This is a genomic window from Pseudomonas moraviensis subsp. stanleyae, from assembly GCF_036283065.1.
Taxonomy (GTDB): domain Bacteria; phylum Pseudomonadota; class Gammaproteobacteria; order Pseudomonadales; family Pseudomonadaceae; genus Aquipseudomonas; species Aquipseudomonas stanleyae.
The window spans coordinates 21,494-36,692 of the sequence record NZ_JAADJI010000016.1 but is presented as its reverse complement, the minus strand read 5'-3'; the positions used below and the strand labels follow the sequence as shown (position 1 = coordinate 36,692).

Sequence of the window (15,199 nt, the reverse complement as noted above, 5' to 3'; positions counted from 1 at the left end):
GTTGAACGGGCGCGCAGGATACGTGGTTTTTGTGCTGAATATTGAGCGGATGCTCATTATTTCCCACATCCTGGAGCTAAGCACAAACCCTGTGGGAGCGAGCCTGCTCGCGAAGAGGCCGGCAGATTCAGTATAGATGTTGCGTCTGCTGCCGCTTCACGAGCAGGCTCGCTCCCACAGTTGATTTGTATGAACCCGCAATTTGCTTACGCCACTCATTCCCCCGCTTGTGCAGTTTCAGGCCGAACGCAGTTTACGCCCCGACACAAAATGGCTCACATCGTTGAACCCCGGTGTCGAGGCATGCCCCGGTGTCACCAGCGAATCGATAAACGCCTCGTCCTCGGCCGTGATTTTCACCGCCTGCGCCAGCGTATAGGCGTCCCACTGTTGCTCGGTTCGCGGCCCGACAATCGCTGACGTCACCGCGCTGTTGTTCAATACCCAGGCAATCGCGAACTCGACCATGCCAACGCCCCGCTGTTCGGTGTATTGCTGAATCTGCTGGGCAATGCGCAGCGACTCCACACGCCACTCGGTTTCGAGAATGCGCTTGTCCTGACGCCCGGCGCGGCTGTTGGCGTCCGGCGTCACATCGGGTGCGTACTTGCCGCTGAGCACGCCACGCGCCAGCGGGCTGTAGGGCACCACACCGAGGCCGTAAGTCTGCGCGGCGGTGATCTGCTCGGTCTCGGCCTGGCGGTTGACGATGTTGTACAGCGGCTGGCTGATCACCGGACGATCAACGCCCAGTTTGTCGGCGATACGGATGACTTCGGCGATCCGCCAGCCGCGATAATTCGACAGGCCCCAATAGCGAATCTTGCCTTGGCGAATCAGATCACCGATCGCCGACACACTGACTTCCAGCGGCGTGTTGTGGTCTTCGCGGTGCAGGTAATAGATGTCGACGTAGTCAGTACCGAGCCGGGTGAGGCTGGCTTCGAGTCCGTTGAAAATGTGTTTGCGACTTAAACCACTGCGGTTAGGCACACCGTCCACCGGGCCGAAACCGACCTTTGTAGCGAGCACCCACTCGTGGCGATGACGGGCGATCGCTTCCCCGACGATCTCTTCGGAGCGGCCATTGGTGTAAACGTCGGCGGTGTCGATGAAATTGATCCCCTGATCCCAGGCCTTGTCGATGATGCGCAGCGAATCTTCAGTACTGGTCTGCTCGCCGAACATCATCGTGCCGAGGGTGAGCGTGGAGACCTGCAAGCCCGAGTGGCCCAGTGTGCGATAGCTCATGCCGAAATCCTTTTGTCGGTGGGTGGGGGATTAATCAAATACCAGAAGCGTTTGCTGCGGCAAAGTGAATTGTTAACGTCAAGAGCCCCTCTCCCTAGCCCTCTCCCGGATGAGAGAGGGGACTGACCGAGGTGTTTGCCCAAACACTGCCGACCTGAAACATCCCGCCGAACTCAAGATCTGAAAACTCCACAAATCAGCTCCCTTTGCCGCGCCGAACCTGAATTTGAGCGATACACAAATCGGCTCCCTTTCCCCCTCGCCCCCTCGGGGGAGAGGGCTGGGGTGAGGGGGAACGATCTGCAGAACAGCACAAAGCCCAAGCCGATCTCAGCATCAGCAACAGCTTTAAACCCGCAACGTGCGCGTCATCCGCAACGCCAGCAAACTTCCGCCTACGATCACCGCCGCCAGCACATACAGTGCCGCATCCGTCGAGCCGGTGCTGTCCTTGACCCAACCCACCAGATACGGGCTCAAGAACCCGGCCATTTGCCCCATCGAGTTGATCAACGCCAGACCGCCAGCCGCCGCGCCCGCGCTCAGCATCGCCGTCGGCACTGGCCAGAACATTGGCAGACCGGTCAGAGCGCCCATCGTCGCGATAGTCAGACCAAGGATCGCAATCGCCGGATTCGCCGCGAAATTCACTGCAATCACCAGACCGACAGCGCCCATCAGCATCGGCACCACCAAGTGCCAGCGGCGTTCCTTGCGCAAATCTGCCGAGCGGCCGACCACCAGCATGAACACCGCCGCGAGCAGATACGGAATCGCACTCAGCCAGCCGATCACCAGGTTATCGCTGAAGCCGAGGTTCTTGATGATCGACGGCAGCCAGAAGTTGATCGCGTAGACGCCGCTCTGGATGCAGAAATAGATCAGGCCGAAGGCCCAGATAGCAGGGTTCTTGAACACCGCGAGCAGCGAGTCGGTCGCGGTTTTCGGTTTGTTGGCGAGGTCTTCGGCGTGGTCGGCTTCGAGCACCGAACGCTCGTGGGCGGTCAGCCATTTGGCGTTGGCGAAGCTGTCGCTCAAGAGGAAATACGCCAGCGCGCCGAGGATCACGGTCGGAACGCCTTGCAGCAGAAACATCCATTGCCAGCCGGCCAGGCCACCCTGGCCAGCGGCGAAGTGGTTGAGAATCCAGCCGGAAAACGGGCTGCCGAGCAAGCCGGAAACCGGGATCGCCGACATGAACAGCGCCATGATCCGGCCGCGACGGAAAGTCGGGAACCACTGCGAGAGATACAGCACGACGCCCGGGAAGAAACCTGCCTCAGCCGCACCGGTGAAAAAGCGCAGAGTGTAGAACTCGGTCGGGGTGGTGACGAACAACAGGCAGGTCGACAGCGTGCCCCAGGTGATCATCATCAAGGCAATCCAGCGCCGTGGGCCGAAGCGGGTCAGTGCGAGGTTGCTCGGCACGCCGCACAGCACATAGCCGATGAAGAAAATCCCGGCGCCGAGGCCGTATACGGTTTCGCTGAATTTCAGTGCATCGAGCATCTGCAACTTGGCGAAGCCGACGTTGACCCGGTCGAGGTAGTTGAACAGGTAGCAGATGAAAATGAAGGGAATCAAACGCAGGGTGATGCGTTTGTAGACGGCGTTTTTACCGTCGTCGATGGTCTGGGTAGCTGCGGCGCTCTGCGACATAGCGGCTCTCTCTTTATTATGATTTTTTGCGATGCAAAGGGTAACGTTGATCGCCCTGAGAGTCTCGGCCACCTTTGGCCGGATTGTCTTTGTGCCTGAGCACAGGGTTTGCCGCCAGACCCTGTGCGGCTGAACAACCGCTTGTGCCTGAAATGAAGGATTGCCGCCGCTATGTTCGAACTCGATCACGACCTCGCCCAGGATATCGTCGACCGGGCCATGGCCATTTTGCCGTACAACGTCAATGTCATGGACAGTCAGGGCCTGATCCTCGGCAGCGGCGAACCGGAGCGGATCAACACCCGTCATGAAGGCGCGCAACTGGTGCTGGCCAACGGGCGCGTGGTGGAAATCGATGCGCAGACGGCGGTGCATCTCAAAGGTGTGCAGCCGGGGATCAATTTGCCGCTGCTACTCGATCAGCGCTTGATCGGCGTGCTCGGCATTACCGGCGAACCAGAGCAGTTGCGCACCTACGCCGAACTGGTGCGCATGACCGCCGAAATGCTCGTCGGCCAGCGCAATCAGCAGGCCGAGCAGCAATGGCGGCGCCAGCGTTGCGATGATCTGCTGGCGTTGCTGTTGAGCGAGGCGGGGGATTCGCCACGTCTTGTCGATGAGGCGCAGCAACTCGGGCTGAAGCCGCAATTGACGCGGGTGCCCTATCTGTTTGAACTGGGCCTCGAGCACGGCCCGGGGCAAACGGTCGAGGCATTGAGCGCCTGGCTGACGTCGCGCTATCCCGACAGTTGGTGCGTGAGTTCGGCAAAGTCTTCGCTGCTGTGGTGTCGCCCGGCGAGCCAGAACGTCGAGCACGATCGCCTGCTGGAAAAGCTCGATGGTCTCGGCTGGAAAATTCTGCGCATCGCCGTCGGCGGGCAGGCGGATGGTCTGGCCGGGTTGCGTCGTTGTTATCGACGGGTCGGTGATTTGCTTGCTTACGGACGTGATGTGCTGCCGAATTCGCGGCTACTGACGCTCAATCGCTATCGTCTGCCGGTCATGTTGTGGCGCCATCGCAACGATGATGCGCTGGACGAACTGCTCAAGCCGCTGCGCAAGGTCATTGCCAGGGACGGCAACGGCCAGTTGCTGGCGACCTTGCGCAGTTGGTGCGAGCACGACGGGCAGAGTCAGGCCTGCGCCGAGGCGTTGGGCATTCATCGCAACAGCTTGCGCTATCGGATGGAGCGGATTGCCGAGTTGAGCGGGGTTGATCCATTGAAGCTGGACGGGATGCTGGCGTTGTATCTGGGGGTGCAGCTGTTGCCGCAGACTGATCCGAATTGATCGGTGTATCCCATGACCTTTTCGGGAGCAGGCTCGCTCCCACATTTGCAATGCATTTCAAAATGTGGGAGCGAGCCTGCTCGCGAAAGGGCCGGAACATCCAGCGCCAGCCTTTTGTGGAAATGAACAATAAACGCCGACGCCACTTGTGCACCCGACCGGCGTCAAGGCGCGGGCCGACTGGCAGCATGAACGCCATTGCAACCGGAGAATTCCCATGAAAATCGTCATCGCCCCCGACTCGTTCAAGGACAGCCTGAGTGCCCAAGGCGTTGCCGAAGCCATCGCCCGCGGATTGGCCGAGGTCTGGCCGCAGGCGACGTTGGTCAAATGTCCGATGGCCGATGGCGGCGAAGGCACGGTCGAGTCGATTCTCGCGGCGTGCGAAGGCGAGTTGCGCCGCACCCGTGTGCGCGGTCCGTTGGGCGCACCGGTCGAAGCCGCGTGGGGCTGGTTGCCGCACAACCACACCGCGATCATCGAAATGGCCGAGGCCAGCGGTCTGCAACTGGTGCCGCCGGGGCAGCGCGACGCCTGTATCAGCAGCACCTTCGGCACCGGTGAACTGATTCGTGCAGCGCTGGATGCCGGCGCGCAACGGGTGATTCTGGCGATCGGCGGCAGCGCGACCAACGATGGCGGTGCCGGGGCGATGCAGGCGTTGGGCGTGAAGTTGCTGGATGCGCAGAATCAGCCGTTGGTGCCCGGTGGGCTGGCTTTGGCGCAACTGGCGCAGCTCGATCTGAACGAACTTGATCCACGTCTGGGCGATGTGCGTTTCGACATCGCCGCTGACGTCAACAACCCGCTGTGCGGCGCCCATGGCGCCTCGGCGATTTTCGGGCCGCAGAAGGGCGCGTCGCCTGCGCAGGTTGCGCAACTCGACCAGGCCTTGGGGCATTTTGCCGAACTCTGCGCGCAGGCGTTGGGCAAGGATGTGCGCGATGAACCCGGCAGCGGCGCCGCAGGCGGATTGGGATTTGCGGCCAAGGCTTTTCTCGGCGCGCAGTTTCAGGCGGGCGTCGAGGTGGTGGCGGAACTGGTCGGGCTGGCTGAGGCGGTGAAAGGCGCTGATCTGCTGATCACCGGGGAAGGACGATTCGACGCGCAGACCTTGCGCGGCAAGACGCCATTCGGTGTCGCGCGGATAGCCAAACAGCACGCCGTGCCGGTGATTGTGATTGCCGGGACTCTGGGCGAGGGCTATCAGGAACTCTATCAACACGGCATCGATGCCGCGTTCGCCCTGACCAGCGGGCCAATGACCCTCGAACAAGCCTGCGCCGAAGCACCACGGCTGCTGCGTGAACGTGCCACCGATATTGCCCGGGTCTGGCAACTCGCCGCCAAACGCTGATCGGCTTGCCTCTGTAGGAGCTGTCGAAGGCAGCGATCTTTTGATCCTGCTTTTAAAAGTCAAAAGATCGCAGCCTCGTTGCACTCGACAGCTCCTACAAAGGCAGCGGAGCAGTATTTGATTGTTGTAACGTCCGGAAAAATATTTGCGGCGAACCCGAAACCTTCCTCAAGCCTGGCCGATACAACGGTCAGGCGCGCACAAAAACATAATTCAGTGACGCCGGACTGTCGCCCGCTATGGGCCAGTGCTCACGGCATGGATGCTCGTAGTTTCTTTCTTTCGAGAGTCCGACCATGTCCCTGCGTAATCTGAATATCGCGCCCCGTGCTTTCCTCGGTTTTGCCTTTATCGCCTTGCTGGTGATTGTCCTCGGCGTGTTCGCGGTCAGCCGCATGACGGTCATTCGTCAGGCGTCGATCGATATGGACACCAACCAGTTGCCAAGCGTGACCCACCTCAGTGTGGTCACGGAAAACGTCCTGCGCATGCGCATTCTCTCGTTTCGTGTGCTGGTCAATCGCGAACCGGCCAGCCTGCAAGAGGCAGAAACCCGCATCGCGGTGCTGGTCGACAAGGTGCGCAAAGCGCAGGCCAGCTACGCTGCGTTGCCGGCAGGTCCTGAAGAGCACGCTGTTTTCCAGACCTTTTCGACGACGCTCGACAACTATCTGCAAGCGCAGAATCAGATGATTGAGCTATCGCGCAAAGGCGATCTGGAAGCGATGCGTGCGTTGATCAACTCGCGCATCAAGGAAGGCACCGATCAAATGGGCGAGCAGCTCAGCAAATTGATCGGCATGAATACCGCCGGGGCCAGAGCGGCAGCCACCAAGGCCGGTGAGAACTATGACAGCGCCATTACCGGGATCATCATCGTCGCCGTGATCGCTGCGCTGGCCACCGTGCTGCTTGCCTGGTTGCTGACCCGCAGCATCGTCACGCCGCTCAACCGCGCGGTGCTCGCCGCGCAAACCATTGCCGGCGGTGACCTGAGCAAAGCCATCGAAGTCGACGGCAAGGATGAACCGGCGCGCTTGCTCGAAGCCTTGGCCGCGATGCAGACCAACTTGCGTAAAACCATCGAGCAGATCGCCGGCTCTGCCACGCAACTGGGCGCCGCTGCCGAGGAACTCAGCGCCGTCACCGAAGAAGCCTCCCGTGGCCTGCAACAGCAGAACAATGAAATCGAACAAGCCGCCACCGCCGTCAACGAAATGACCGCAGCAGTGGAAGAAGTGGCGCGCAACGCCGTGTCGACTTCCGAAGCCTCCAACCAGTCGACCCACGCCGCCCGCGAAGGTCGCGATCAAGTGGTGAAAACCGTCGACGCGATCCAGACCATGACCCACGACGTGCAGAACACCGCGCAGATGATCGAAGGCCTCGCCGCGCAAGGGCGCGACATCGGCAAGGTGCTGGACGTGATTCGCGCCATCGCCGAGCAGACCAACTTGCTCGCGCTCAACGCAGCGATTGAAGCGGCGCGTGCCGGCGAGGCCGGACGTGGTTTTGCCGTGGTGGCTGATGAAGTGCGCGCCTTGGCCCATCGCACCGCGCAGTCGACCCAGGAAATCGAGAAAATGGTTGCCGGCATCCAGAACGGCACGGGTGAAGCGGTCTCCTCGATGCAGCAAAGCAACCAGCGTACCCAGTCCACTCTGGAAATGGCCCGCGCGGCTGGCGTGGCACTGGAGCAGATCACTCAATCGATTCACCAGATCAACGAACGCAACCTGGTCATCGCCAGCGCGTCGGAAGAGCAGGCGCAAGTCTCCCGCGAAGTCGATCGCAACCTGGTCAATATTCGCGACCTCGCCACGCAATCGGCCGCCGGCGCCAACCAGACCAGCGCCGCGACCCACGAGCTGTCGCGACTGGCAGTGGATTTGAACGCCATGGTGGCGCGTTTCGTGATTTGAGATACGGTGAAGGCTGGAAACCGCGCTCACAGGAGACGTACATGCGCTATTCAGCCTTGACCCAACGAATCGCCGGGGAGGGTGCCGCTGCCTGGCAGATTCACGACCGAGCGCTGGAACTGCGCGCCGAGGGCGTTGATGTTTTGTTGTTGAGTGTCGGCGATCCGGATTTCGATACGCCGTTGCCGATCGTCCATGGCGCGATCGACAGCCTGCTGGCCGGTGATACTCATTATGCCGACGTGCGCGGTCGGTTCGAATTGCGCAGGCTGATTGCCGAGCGTCATCACCAGCGCAGCGGTCAGCGGGTTGATCCTGACCAAGTCATTGTCCTGCCCGGCGCGCAATGCGCGGTGTATTCGGTGGCGCAATGTCTGCTCGATCCGGGTGATGAGGTGATCGTCGCTGAGCCGATGTACGTTACCTACGAAGGTGTGTTTGGCGCCTGCGGTGCCAAGGTGATTGCAGTGCCGGTGCGCCCGGAAAACGGTTTTCGTGTCGACCCGGCCGATGTCGCCGCGCGTATTACCCCGCGAACTCGCGCCATGCTGCTCAACAGCCCGAACAATCCCAGCGGCGCGAGTTTGTCTTTGTTGATCTGGCAGGAACTGGCGGCGCTGTGCATTCGCCATGACCTGTGGCTGATCAGCGATGAGGTGTACAGCGAGCTTTTATATGAAGGCGAGCACATCAGCCCGGCGAGCCTGCCGGGCATGGCCGAGCGCACCGCGACAATCAACAGCCTGTCGAAATCCCACGCGATGACCGGTTGGCGTATCGGCTGGATGATCGGCCCGAAACCCTTGGCTGAACATCTGGTGAACCTGTCACTGAGTATGCTGTTCGGTCTGCCGGATTTCGTGCAGAAAGCCGCGCAAGTGGCGCTGCAAAGCGATTTGCCGGAAGTCACGCAGATGCGCGAAGAATATCGCTTGCGTCGGGATCTGGTGTGCGAGCGGTTGCATGGCTGCCCCGGGTTGCAGCCGATTTGCCCGGATGGCGGCATGTTCGTGATGGTCGATGTGCGCCAGACCGGCCTCGGCGCTCAGGCGTTTGCAGAGCGCTTGCTGGAAGGTTATGGCGTGTCGGTGCTGGCCGGCGAGGCGTTCGGACCGAGCGCGGCGGGGCATATTCGGATTGGGCTGGTGGTGGATCGGGTGAAACTGGCGGATGCCTGCGCGCGGATTGCGCTGTGTGCGGTGCAGCTGTTGCAGGCTCGGAGTGCCTGATGGATTTGCATAGTCTGTAAAGGCCTCTTCGCGAGCAGGCTCGCTCCCACAGTGGAATGCATTCTGCTGTGGAAGCAGGCTTGCTCCCATTTTGAAATGCAGTCCCTGTGGGAGCGAGCCTGCTCGCGAAGGCGGCTTTACTGACACCAGAGATCTCAGTTTTGCCAAGTAGAGGCATTCACTAGATTCGCCGGCCGCTGCCCACGCAATGCCGCCAACAGATTCTCCACCGCACACCGCGCCATCGCCTCACGGGTTTCATGGGTCGCCGAGCCTATATGCGGCGTGGCCACAACATTGCTCAACTGCAATAACGGCGAGTCATGATTCAACGGCTCGCGCTCGAACACATCCAGCCCTGCCGCGCGAATGCGCTTGTTGCGCAACGCTTCGATCATTGCCGTCTCATCGACCACCTTGCCCCGCGAGATATTGATGAAAATGCTCTCCGGGCGCATCAGCGCAAACTGTTCAGCGCCGATCAAACGTTCCGTCTGCGCCGTCAGCGGCAAGGTCAGGCAAATGAAATCAGCCTGCTGCAACAATTCTTCGAGGCTGCGATATTGCGCGTCGAAACGCTCCTCGACCGCCGGCTTGCGTGACTGGCTGTGATAGATCACCGGCATGCCGAAACCGAAATGCCCGCGCTGGGCCAAGGCCTCGCCGATGCGGCCCATACCGATGATGCCCAGCGTCTTGCCGTGCACGTCGGTGCCGAAATGCGCCGGGCCGATGTTGCGACTCCATTGCCCGCCACGCACCATGTTCGCCAGTTCGACTACACGGCGGGCGGCGGCGAGGATCAGGGCGAAACCGGTGTCGGCGGTGGTCTCGGTGAGCACATCCGGCGTGTTGGTCAACAGGATCTTGCGCCGGCTCAGGTAGTCGATGTCGTAGTTGTCGACGCCCACCGAGACGCTGGCAATCGCCTCCAGTTGCGGCGCCAGGTCCAGCAACGCCGCGTCGAGTTTCAGGCTTGCGCCGAGCAAACCGTGGGCGCGGGGCAGGGCGTCGCGCAACTGCATGAGGCCATCGGCGTCGAGGCTTTCGATCAGCGTCACGTCAAATTGCTCTTGCAGACGCGCCATCAGCGCGGGCGAAAGTTTCTTGTACAGCACGACCTGTTTTTTCATGGCAAAAGTCCTTCAGGAATGCGCCGGCACGCGCGGTGTGGCGACGGCTTTGGCAACGACGCGATCACTGGCGCCGGGCTTGAGAAAAATCGTCAGCACCACCGACAGCAACAGCGCGCCGCTCATCAACAGATAGGAAGCGCCGGGCGAGCCGGTGGAGCTGTTCAGATAGCCGACCAGATATGAGCCGCCGAAGGATCCGAGCGCGCCCATGCTGTTGATCAGCGCCATGGCGCCACCGGCAACGTTGGCCGGCAGGATTTCCGGAACGATGGCGAAGAACGGCCCGTATGGCGCGTACATGCAGGCGCCGGCAATGACCAGCAGCGTGTACGACCACCAGAAGTGTTCGGCGCCCAAGGCATACGAGCCATAAAACGCGATCGAAGCGATCAGCAGCGGCGGCCAGACGAAGCGCTTACGCTTCTGCAATTTGTCCGAACCCCACGACACCGCGAGCATGCCGATCACCGCCGCCAGATAAGGCAGCGCCGACAGCCAGCCAGCCTCGATCATGTCCATCTGCGCGCCGGCCTTGAGGATCGATGGCAGCCACAAAACGAAACCGTAGACGCCGATGCTCCAGCAGAAAAACTGCAGCGCAAGGATGATTACCTTCGGCGAACGGAACGCCTCGGCGTAGTTCTTCACCGCCTTGATCCCGACCTGCTCAGCAGCGAGGGCGCTTTCCAGATCGTGCTTTTCCTGATCGTTGAGCCACTTGGCCTGTGCTGGACGATCATCGGCCAGACGCCACCAGATAAAGGCCCACAACACCGCCGGCAGACCTTCAATGATGAACATCCAGCGCCAGCTGAAATGCTGCACCAGGTAACCCGACACTACCGACATCCAGAGCATGGTCACCGGGTTGCCGAGGATCAGAAAGGTGTTGGCCCGCGAGCGTTCGGCACGGGTGAACCAGTGGCAGAGATAGACCAGCATCGCCGGCATCACCGCCGCTTCGACCACGCCGAGCATGAAGCGAATGACGATCAGCCAATAGGCATTGGAGACCACACCGGTCAACGTGGCGAGACCGCCCCAGAGGATCAGGCTGACGAAAATCAGCTTCTTCACACTGTGCTTTTGCGCGTAGATCGCGCCCGGTACCTGGAAGAAAAAGTAACCGAGAAAGAACAGCGCACCGAGCAGCGAGGACAGGCCCGGTGTGATCATCAGGTCTTCGGCCATGCCCGATGCGGCAGCGAAGCCATAGTTGGCGCGATCGAGATAGGCCAGGCTGTAAGTGATGAACACAATCGGCATGATGTACCACCAGCGGCGGGTGGCGAGGGTAGCGGTTTTCATCGGTGTGACTCCTGAGCTTGTTGTTTTTGTCGCAGCAGGTTCAAAAGTTTGCGTTGCCTAGGCAGGCCTCTTCGCGAGCAGGCTCGCTCCCACAGGCGATTGCATGCCAAATGTGGGAGCGAGCCTGCTCGCGAAGGCGGATTCAAATTCAACCGATAACTCTTGGCGGGTCGGCAACCCCTCCATGTCGCCACGACTCTGCACCGCGCGACTGCCAATCCAGTTCGCCCGCTGCAGGGCCTCGGCAAAACTCTGCTGCTCGAGCAGGGCACTGATCATCCCCACCGCAAAGCCATCGCCGGCGCCCACGGTATCGACCACGTTGCTCACTGGCACGCCAGCCACAAAACCCTGATCCAACTGCGTGCGGTAATAAGCGCCCTCAGGCCCGAGCTTGATCGCCACGGCCTCCGCGCCTTGACCCAGATAGAACGCAGCAATGTCCGCCGGGTCGTCGAAACCTGTAAGCAAGCGACCTTCGCTCAATCCCGGCAGCACCCAGTGGGCGAGAGCGGCGAGGCGGTTGATTTCGCGGATCATTTCGCCCTCACTGGCCCACAGGCTCGGGCGCAGATTCGGGTCGAACGACACGCTGCGCCCGGCGTTGCGCATGCGGGTCATCAGTTCGAAGGACATTTCCCGTGCCGAGGCAGACAGCGCCGGTGGGATACCGGTGGCGTGCAAATGGCGGGCGCTGAGCAGGTTGTCGTTGATGGAGTGCGGCGACAAATGACTGGCTGCCGAACCGCGCCGGAAATATTCGACCTGCGGGTCGCTGCCATCGTCGTTGCGCGATTTGAACTGGAAACCCGTTGGCTGGTTTTTATCGACTTCGACGTGGCTGCAATCCAGACCTTCCTTGATCAGCGTCTCGACGACAAAGCGTCCGAGCGAATCGCTACCGACCCGGCTCAGCCACGCGACGTTGAAACCCAAGCGCGACAAGCCGATCGCGACATTGCTGTCGGCCCCGGCAATCCGTTTGTGAAATTGCTCGACCTTGGCCAGATCGCCGGTCTGCTCGGCGACGAGCATTGCCATGGTTTCACCGAAGGAAAGAATATCGATCTCAGACATGAGCTGGCTCCAGGCGCGATTGACCGAGGCGGGCGAGGGCGGCGACGTGTTCACGGGTCAGTTGCACCAGGTCATCGCTTTGCAGCGGGTATTCGGCGGCGCGCATAACGCCTTGGTCCATGTGCCGCAGCAGTTGTTCCCACAGATGCAGGTCGCTGATGGCGGGTGGTACGGCGACCAGTTTGCCGTCGGCGCGGCGGGCCACGGCTTTGCAATGCACATAACCGACGTGACGGCCGAGCGCGCGGGCGGCGCTGGCGGCGGACTGGTCCTGCCAGTGCCAGTTGCCAATGTCGAAGGTCATCTTGATCGGCAGGTTGTGTTGCTCGACGGCGGTAAAGAAACGCTGGAACGGCTCGATACGTCCGCCATGCAAGGTCTGGTCATTCTCCACCAGCAGTTGCACCGGGCTCTGCTTGAGTCGCTCAGCCAGCGCCTGCAAATCAAAGTTGTCGGTGAAATAACCGAGCGACACCTTCAACCATTTCGAACCGAACGCCTGGGCCTGTTGCAGCGCGGTAATCAATTCGGGATTCGGCTGTGCTTGCCCGGCCAGCCATAGTTCGGTGGGTGAGGAATAGATGCTTTGCAAGCCCTGCGCCTGAGTAGCCTGAGCCAGTTGCGCCGGGTCTTCGCGGGTAAGCAGTTCTTCGCGCCACTCGATGCGATTGGCGCCGGAGGCAGCGAGGATCTCAATAAAGGAATCCTGCCCACGCTGGCGCACAAGGTCGGCACCATAGCTGGACAGACTGATGGAAACGGCTGGTTTATTCATTGTTATTGACCTCTGAAACCGGTTTCATTTTTGTTCAAAAAAATATCAGATGGTTCTGTGGTGTCCTTCCGGGTGCCTTCGCGAGCAGGCTCGCTCCCACATTTGCAACACGGTCACCTGTGGGAGCGAGCCTGCTCGCGAAAACGTCAGTTCAGGCACCAATTCCTCGGGTCGAACCCCGTTCAATCAGCACCGGCGCAAAATCCATCACCCGCGCCACCTCGTCATGCCCACGCAAGCGCTTGAGCAGACAATCAAATGCCCGCGCGCCAATCTCCGCCGTCGGCTGAGCCAGCGCGGTAATCCCGCTACCCACCAACGGGTACCAATCCAGATCATCCAGGGCAATCAGCCCGACATCCTCAAACAACCGGCAGCCAATCTGGCGCAACGCAGTCGTCGCGGCGAGCGCCGCGACACCATTGGCGCAAAACAGCGCTTTCGGGCCATTACCGGGTGTGTTTAAAAAGGTTTGAAGTTGCGCGTTCAGATCATCACCGGTTTCCAGCACCGCCCCAGTCAGGGTCGAGCGCTGAGCAATCTGCGCTTGAAAACTGCTGACCCGCTCGATCCGCGAGCTGGTGCCGTCATACGGTTCAGTCACCAGCAAAAGATCTCGATATCCGCGTTGCTCGAGATGCGCGAGCGCCATCTCTACTGCTTGTGGGTTGTTCAAACCGACCATATCGCTGTCGATGCCCTCGACCTTGCGATCCACCAGCACCAGCGGCATCTCGCGGCGCAACTCGTGCAACTCGTCTCGATGATGACCCAGCGTGTTCACGATCAGCCCTTCGATGTTGTACGAGCGCAACAGCGCCAGATGCTGGCGTTCCTGCTCGTCATCGCGGTCGGTGTTGCACACCACCAGGCTGTAGCCGTGCGCACGGCAGGCGGTTTCCACCCCGTGCATCACGGCAATTGAATAAGGGTTGCGGATATCGGCGACGAGCATGCCGATCAGGCGCGTGCGCCCGCGTTTCAGGCCGCGGGCCATTTGGTTGGGGCGGTAGCCGAGTTCATCAATCGCCTGCTCGATGCGCCGGGCAATGGCATCGGAGAGCAGGGCGCGGTCGTCGCCGATGAAACGCGAGACGCTGGCCTTGGACACGCCAGCGTGTTCGGCAACGTCGAGCATGGTCACGCGGCTGCGTTGGGCGGCGGAGAAGTCGTTCATTGCGGACCTTTTTGTTATTGGGTGGTGCTGAAACCGGTTTCAGAGAACAGTATTTGCCGGAAACCGTCAAGTAGTAAACCTCCGCGCGTAAGGGGGGATTCCGATGAACGGTCGAATTACCTGTCAGATCTGACAGTAGGCAAGAAGTTAAAGCAAGCGCCTAATTTGTTGCAGGAACGCTTTGAAAGTTCGCCCGTGGAGATGGTCATGCCGCCTAGTGAAATCCTGGTATACAACCCGCCAAAAGTAGTCGGAGTTGCAGATGATGATCCCGACGGGCATATCCCGCCGGAGTTGTTGGTGACAGGAATAGAAGTGGTTGTTCCGATTTGGCCGGTGCAATCACCAGCTGGAAGACAAGACACGCTTATTGTGCGGATGAGACGGGGAACAGTCATTGAATTTGATTGGAGTAAAACTTACCCCACGCCGATCAACGAGCGTGAGTTTGTGATTCCGATTGGTCCTGAGTTTTTAGCAACGGATGGTGTAGTTGAAGTCTTCTATCAAACCCGTAACTACGTTCAAAATCCGTCAAATTCCCTACCTCGCAAGCTCACTATCGATCACATGCCGGCCGTGAGGGATTTGCCGGCTGTAACGTATCCGAAGGTGAATTTCCATGGATATCTTAACTGTAAAACACAGCCTCCGATCTGGACAGGTATAGAGATGGCAGTACCACCTCTTCCCGCGTTTGTGCAAAGTGGCGATAGATTTGAAGTCGAGTGGATTGGTTATCTGAGTCTAAACGGCAGTGGCGCGGCTATCGACCGGACCTATAAGAAAATCACCAGGAGTGCATTGACTCAGACAGAAATTGATAAAGGTTTTTCTGTCGTCGTTGAACCCTTTGTTCCGCATATTGAACCCATGATCGATAAGGCATCGGCGATTGCGACCTACTCCATCTACCGTGGTTTAAAGTTGATTGGTACATCAAAAAAAGGGCTGGTAAAGATAGATCGGGTTGTTTCAGGAGAAGATTTACCCTGCGGTCCTTGAAATGGGTGGCACA

General features: G+C 60.0%; 12 protein-coding genes. 5 read left to right on the top strand and 7 right to left on the bottom strand.

The features are described 5' to 3' along the window. Positions 1-237 precede the first annotated feature (237 nt). Entirely contained in the window at positions 238-1,251 is a 1,014-nt protein-coding gene (locus GXB78_RS25750; RefSeq protein WP_329517537.1) for an aldo/keto reductase, read from the bottom strand. 348 nt (positions 1,252-1,599) lie between these two features. Further along, positions 1,600-2,910: an MFS transporter gene (locus GXB78_RS25745; protein ID WP_329517536.1), complete on the bottom strand. Its 1,311-nt coding sequence runs from the start codon at positions 2,908-2,910 to the stop codon at positions 1,600-1,602. A 171-nt stretch (positions 2,911-3,081) separates the two neighbouring features. Between GXB78_RS25745 and GXB78_RS25740 the strand changes: the two genes are divergently transcribed. From GXB78_RS25740 to GXB78_RS25725, 4 genes are all read left to right on the top strand, one after another. Next, positions 3,082-4,200, top strand: a complete 1,119-nt coding sequence (locus GXB78_RS25740) for a sugar diacid recognition domain-containing protein (protein ID WP_329517535.1) — start codon at positions 3,082-3,084, stop codon at positions 4,198-4,200. A gap of 217 nt (positions 4,201-4,417) precedes the next feature. Then, entirely contained in the window at positions 4,418-5,557 is a 1,140-nt protein-coding gene (locus tag GXB78_RS25735; protein ID WP_329517534.1) for a glycerate kinase, read from the top strand. Positions 5,558-5,853: 296 nt separating this feature from the next. Further along, positions 5,854-7,479, top strand: a complete 1,626-nt coding sequence (locus tag GXB78_RS25730; RefSeq protein ID WP_329517533.1) for a methyl-accepting chemotaxis protein — start codon at positions 5,854-5,856, stop codon at positions 7,477-7,479. A gap of 41 nt (positions 7,480-7,520) precedes the next feature. Continuing rightward, positions 7,521-8,708: a pyridoxal phosphate-dependent aminotransferase gene (locus GXB78_RS25725; protein WP_329517532.1), complete on the top strand. Its 1,188-nt coding sequence runs from the start codon at positions 7,521-7,523 to the stop codon at positions 8,706-8,708. A 155-nt stretch (positions 8,709-8,863) separates the two neighbouring features. On the opposite strand, the gene GXB78_RS25720 is transcribed toward GXB78_RS25725, so the two are convergent. The 5 genes from GXB78_RS25720 to GXB78_RS25700 form a co-directional block, all read right to left on the bottom strand. Continuing rightward, on the bottom strand, positions 8,864-9,841 hold the full coding sequence (locus tag GXB78_RS25720) for a 2-hydroxyacid dehydrogenase (protein ID WP_329517531.1): 978 nt from the start codon (positions 9,839-9,841) through the stop codon (positions 8,864-8,866). 12 nt (positions 9,842-9,853) lie between these two features. Beyond that, the gene (locus tag GXB78_RS25715) at positions 9,854-11,152 is read right to left on the bottom strand and encodes an MFS transporter (protein ID WP_042606869.1); all 1,299 of its coding nucleotides are present in this window, start codon (positions 11,150-11,152) and stop codon (positions 9,854-9,856) included. A 57-nt stretch (positions 11,153-11,209) separates the two neighbouring features. Further along, positions 11,210-12,229 carry a sugar kinase gene (locus GXB78_RS25710; protein ID WP_329517530.1) on the bottom strand — a complete coding sequence of 340 codons (1,020 nt, stop codon included), beginning with the start codon at positions 12,227-12,229 and terminating at the stop codon, positions 11,210-11,212. Beyond that, the gene (locus GXB78_RS25705; RefSeq protein WP_329517529.1) at positions 12,222-13,004 is read right to left on the bottom strand and encodes a sugar phosphate isomerase/epimerase family protein; all 783 of its coding nucleotides are present in this window, start codon (positions 13,002-13,004) and stop codon (positions 12,222-12,224) included. Before GXB78_RS25705 ends, GXB78_RS25710 begins: the two co-directional genes overlap by 8 nt. Before the next feature lie 151 nt (positions 13,005-13,155). Then, the gene (locus GXB78_RS25700; RefSeq protein ID WP_329517528.1) at positions 13,156-14,181 is read right to left on the bottom strand and encodes a LacI family DNA-binding transcriptional regulator; all 1,026 of its coding nucleotides are present in this window, start codon (positions 14,179-14,181) and stop codon (positions 13,156-13,158) included. A gap of 207 nt (positions 14,182-14,388) precedes the next feature. Between GXB78_RS25700 and GXB78_RS25695 the strand changes: the two genes are divergently transcribed. Further along, positions 14,389-15,186 carry a hypothetical protein gene (locus tag GXB78_RS25695; protein WP_329517527.1) on the top strand — a complete coding sequence of 266 codons (798 nt, stop codon included), beginning with the start codon at positions 14,389-14,391 and terminating at the stop codon, positions 15,184-15,186. Positions 15,187-15,199: the final 13 nt, after the last annotated feature.

Bases quoted from the DNA above. Each gene is read 5' to 3' on its own strand.
- GXB78_RS25750 (WP_329517537.1), bottom strand. From the start codon at position 1,251: ATGAGCTATCGCACACTGGGCCACTCGGGCTTGCAGGTCTCCACGCTC.
- GXB78_RS25745 (WP_329517536.1), bottom strand. From the start codon at position 2,910: ATGTCGCAGAGCGCCGCAGCTACCCAGACCATCGACGACGGTAAAAAC.
- GXB78_RS25740 (WP_329517535.1), top strand. From the start codon at position 3,082: ATGTTCGAACTCGATCACGACCTCGCCCAGGATATCGTCGACCGGGCC.
- GXB78_RS25735 (WP_329517534.1), top strand. From the start codon at position 4,418: ATGAAAATCGTCATCGCCCCCGACTCGTTCAAGGACAGCCTGAGTGCC.
- GXB78_RS25730 (WP_329517533.1), top strand. From the start codon at position 5,854: ATGTCCCTGCGTAATCTGAATATCGCGCCCCGTGCTTTCCTCGGTTTT.
- GXB78_RS25725 (WP_329517532.1), top strand. From the start codon at position 7,521: ATGCGCTATTCAGCCTTGACCCAACGAATCGCCGGGGAGGGTGCCGCT.
- GXB78_RS25720 (WP_329517531.1), bottom strand. From the start codon at position 9,841: ATGAAAAAACAGGTCGTGCTGTACAAGAAACTTTCGCCCGCGCTGATG.
- GXB78_RS25715 (WP_042606869.1), bottom strand. From the start codon at position 11,152: ATGAAAACCGCTACCCTCGCCACCCGCCGCTGGTGGTACATCATGCCG.
- GXB78_RS25710 (WP_329517530.1), bottom strand. From the start codon at position 12,229: ATGTCTGAGATCGATATTCTTTCCTTCGGTGAAACCATGGCAATGCTC.
- GXB78_RS25705 (WP_329517529.1), bottom strand. From the start codon at position 13,004: ATGAATAAACCAGCCGTTTCCATCAGTCTGTCCAGCTATGGTGCCGAC.
- GXB78_RS25700 (WP_329517528.1), bottom strand. From the start codon at position 14,181: ATGAACGACTTCTCCGCCGCCCAACGCAGCCGCGTGACCATGCTCGAC.
- GXB78_RS25695 (WP_329517527.1), top strand. From the start codon at position 14,389: ATGCCGCCTAGTGAAATCCTGGTATACAACCCGCCAAAAGTAGTCGGA.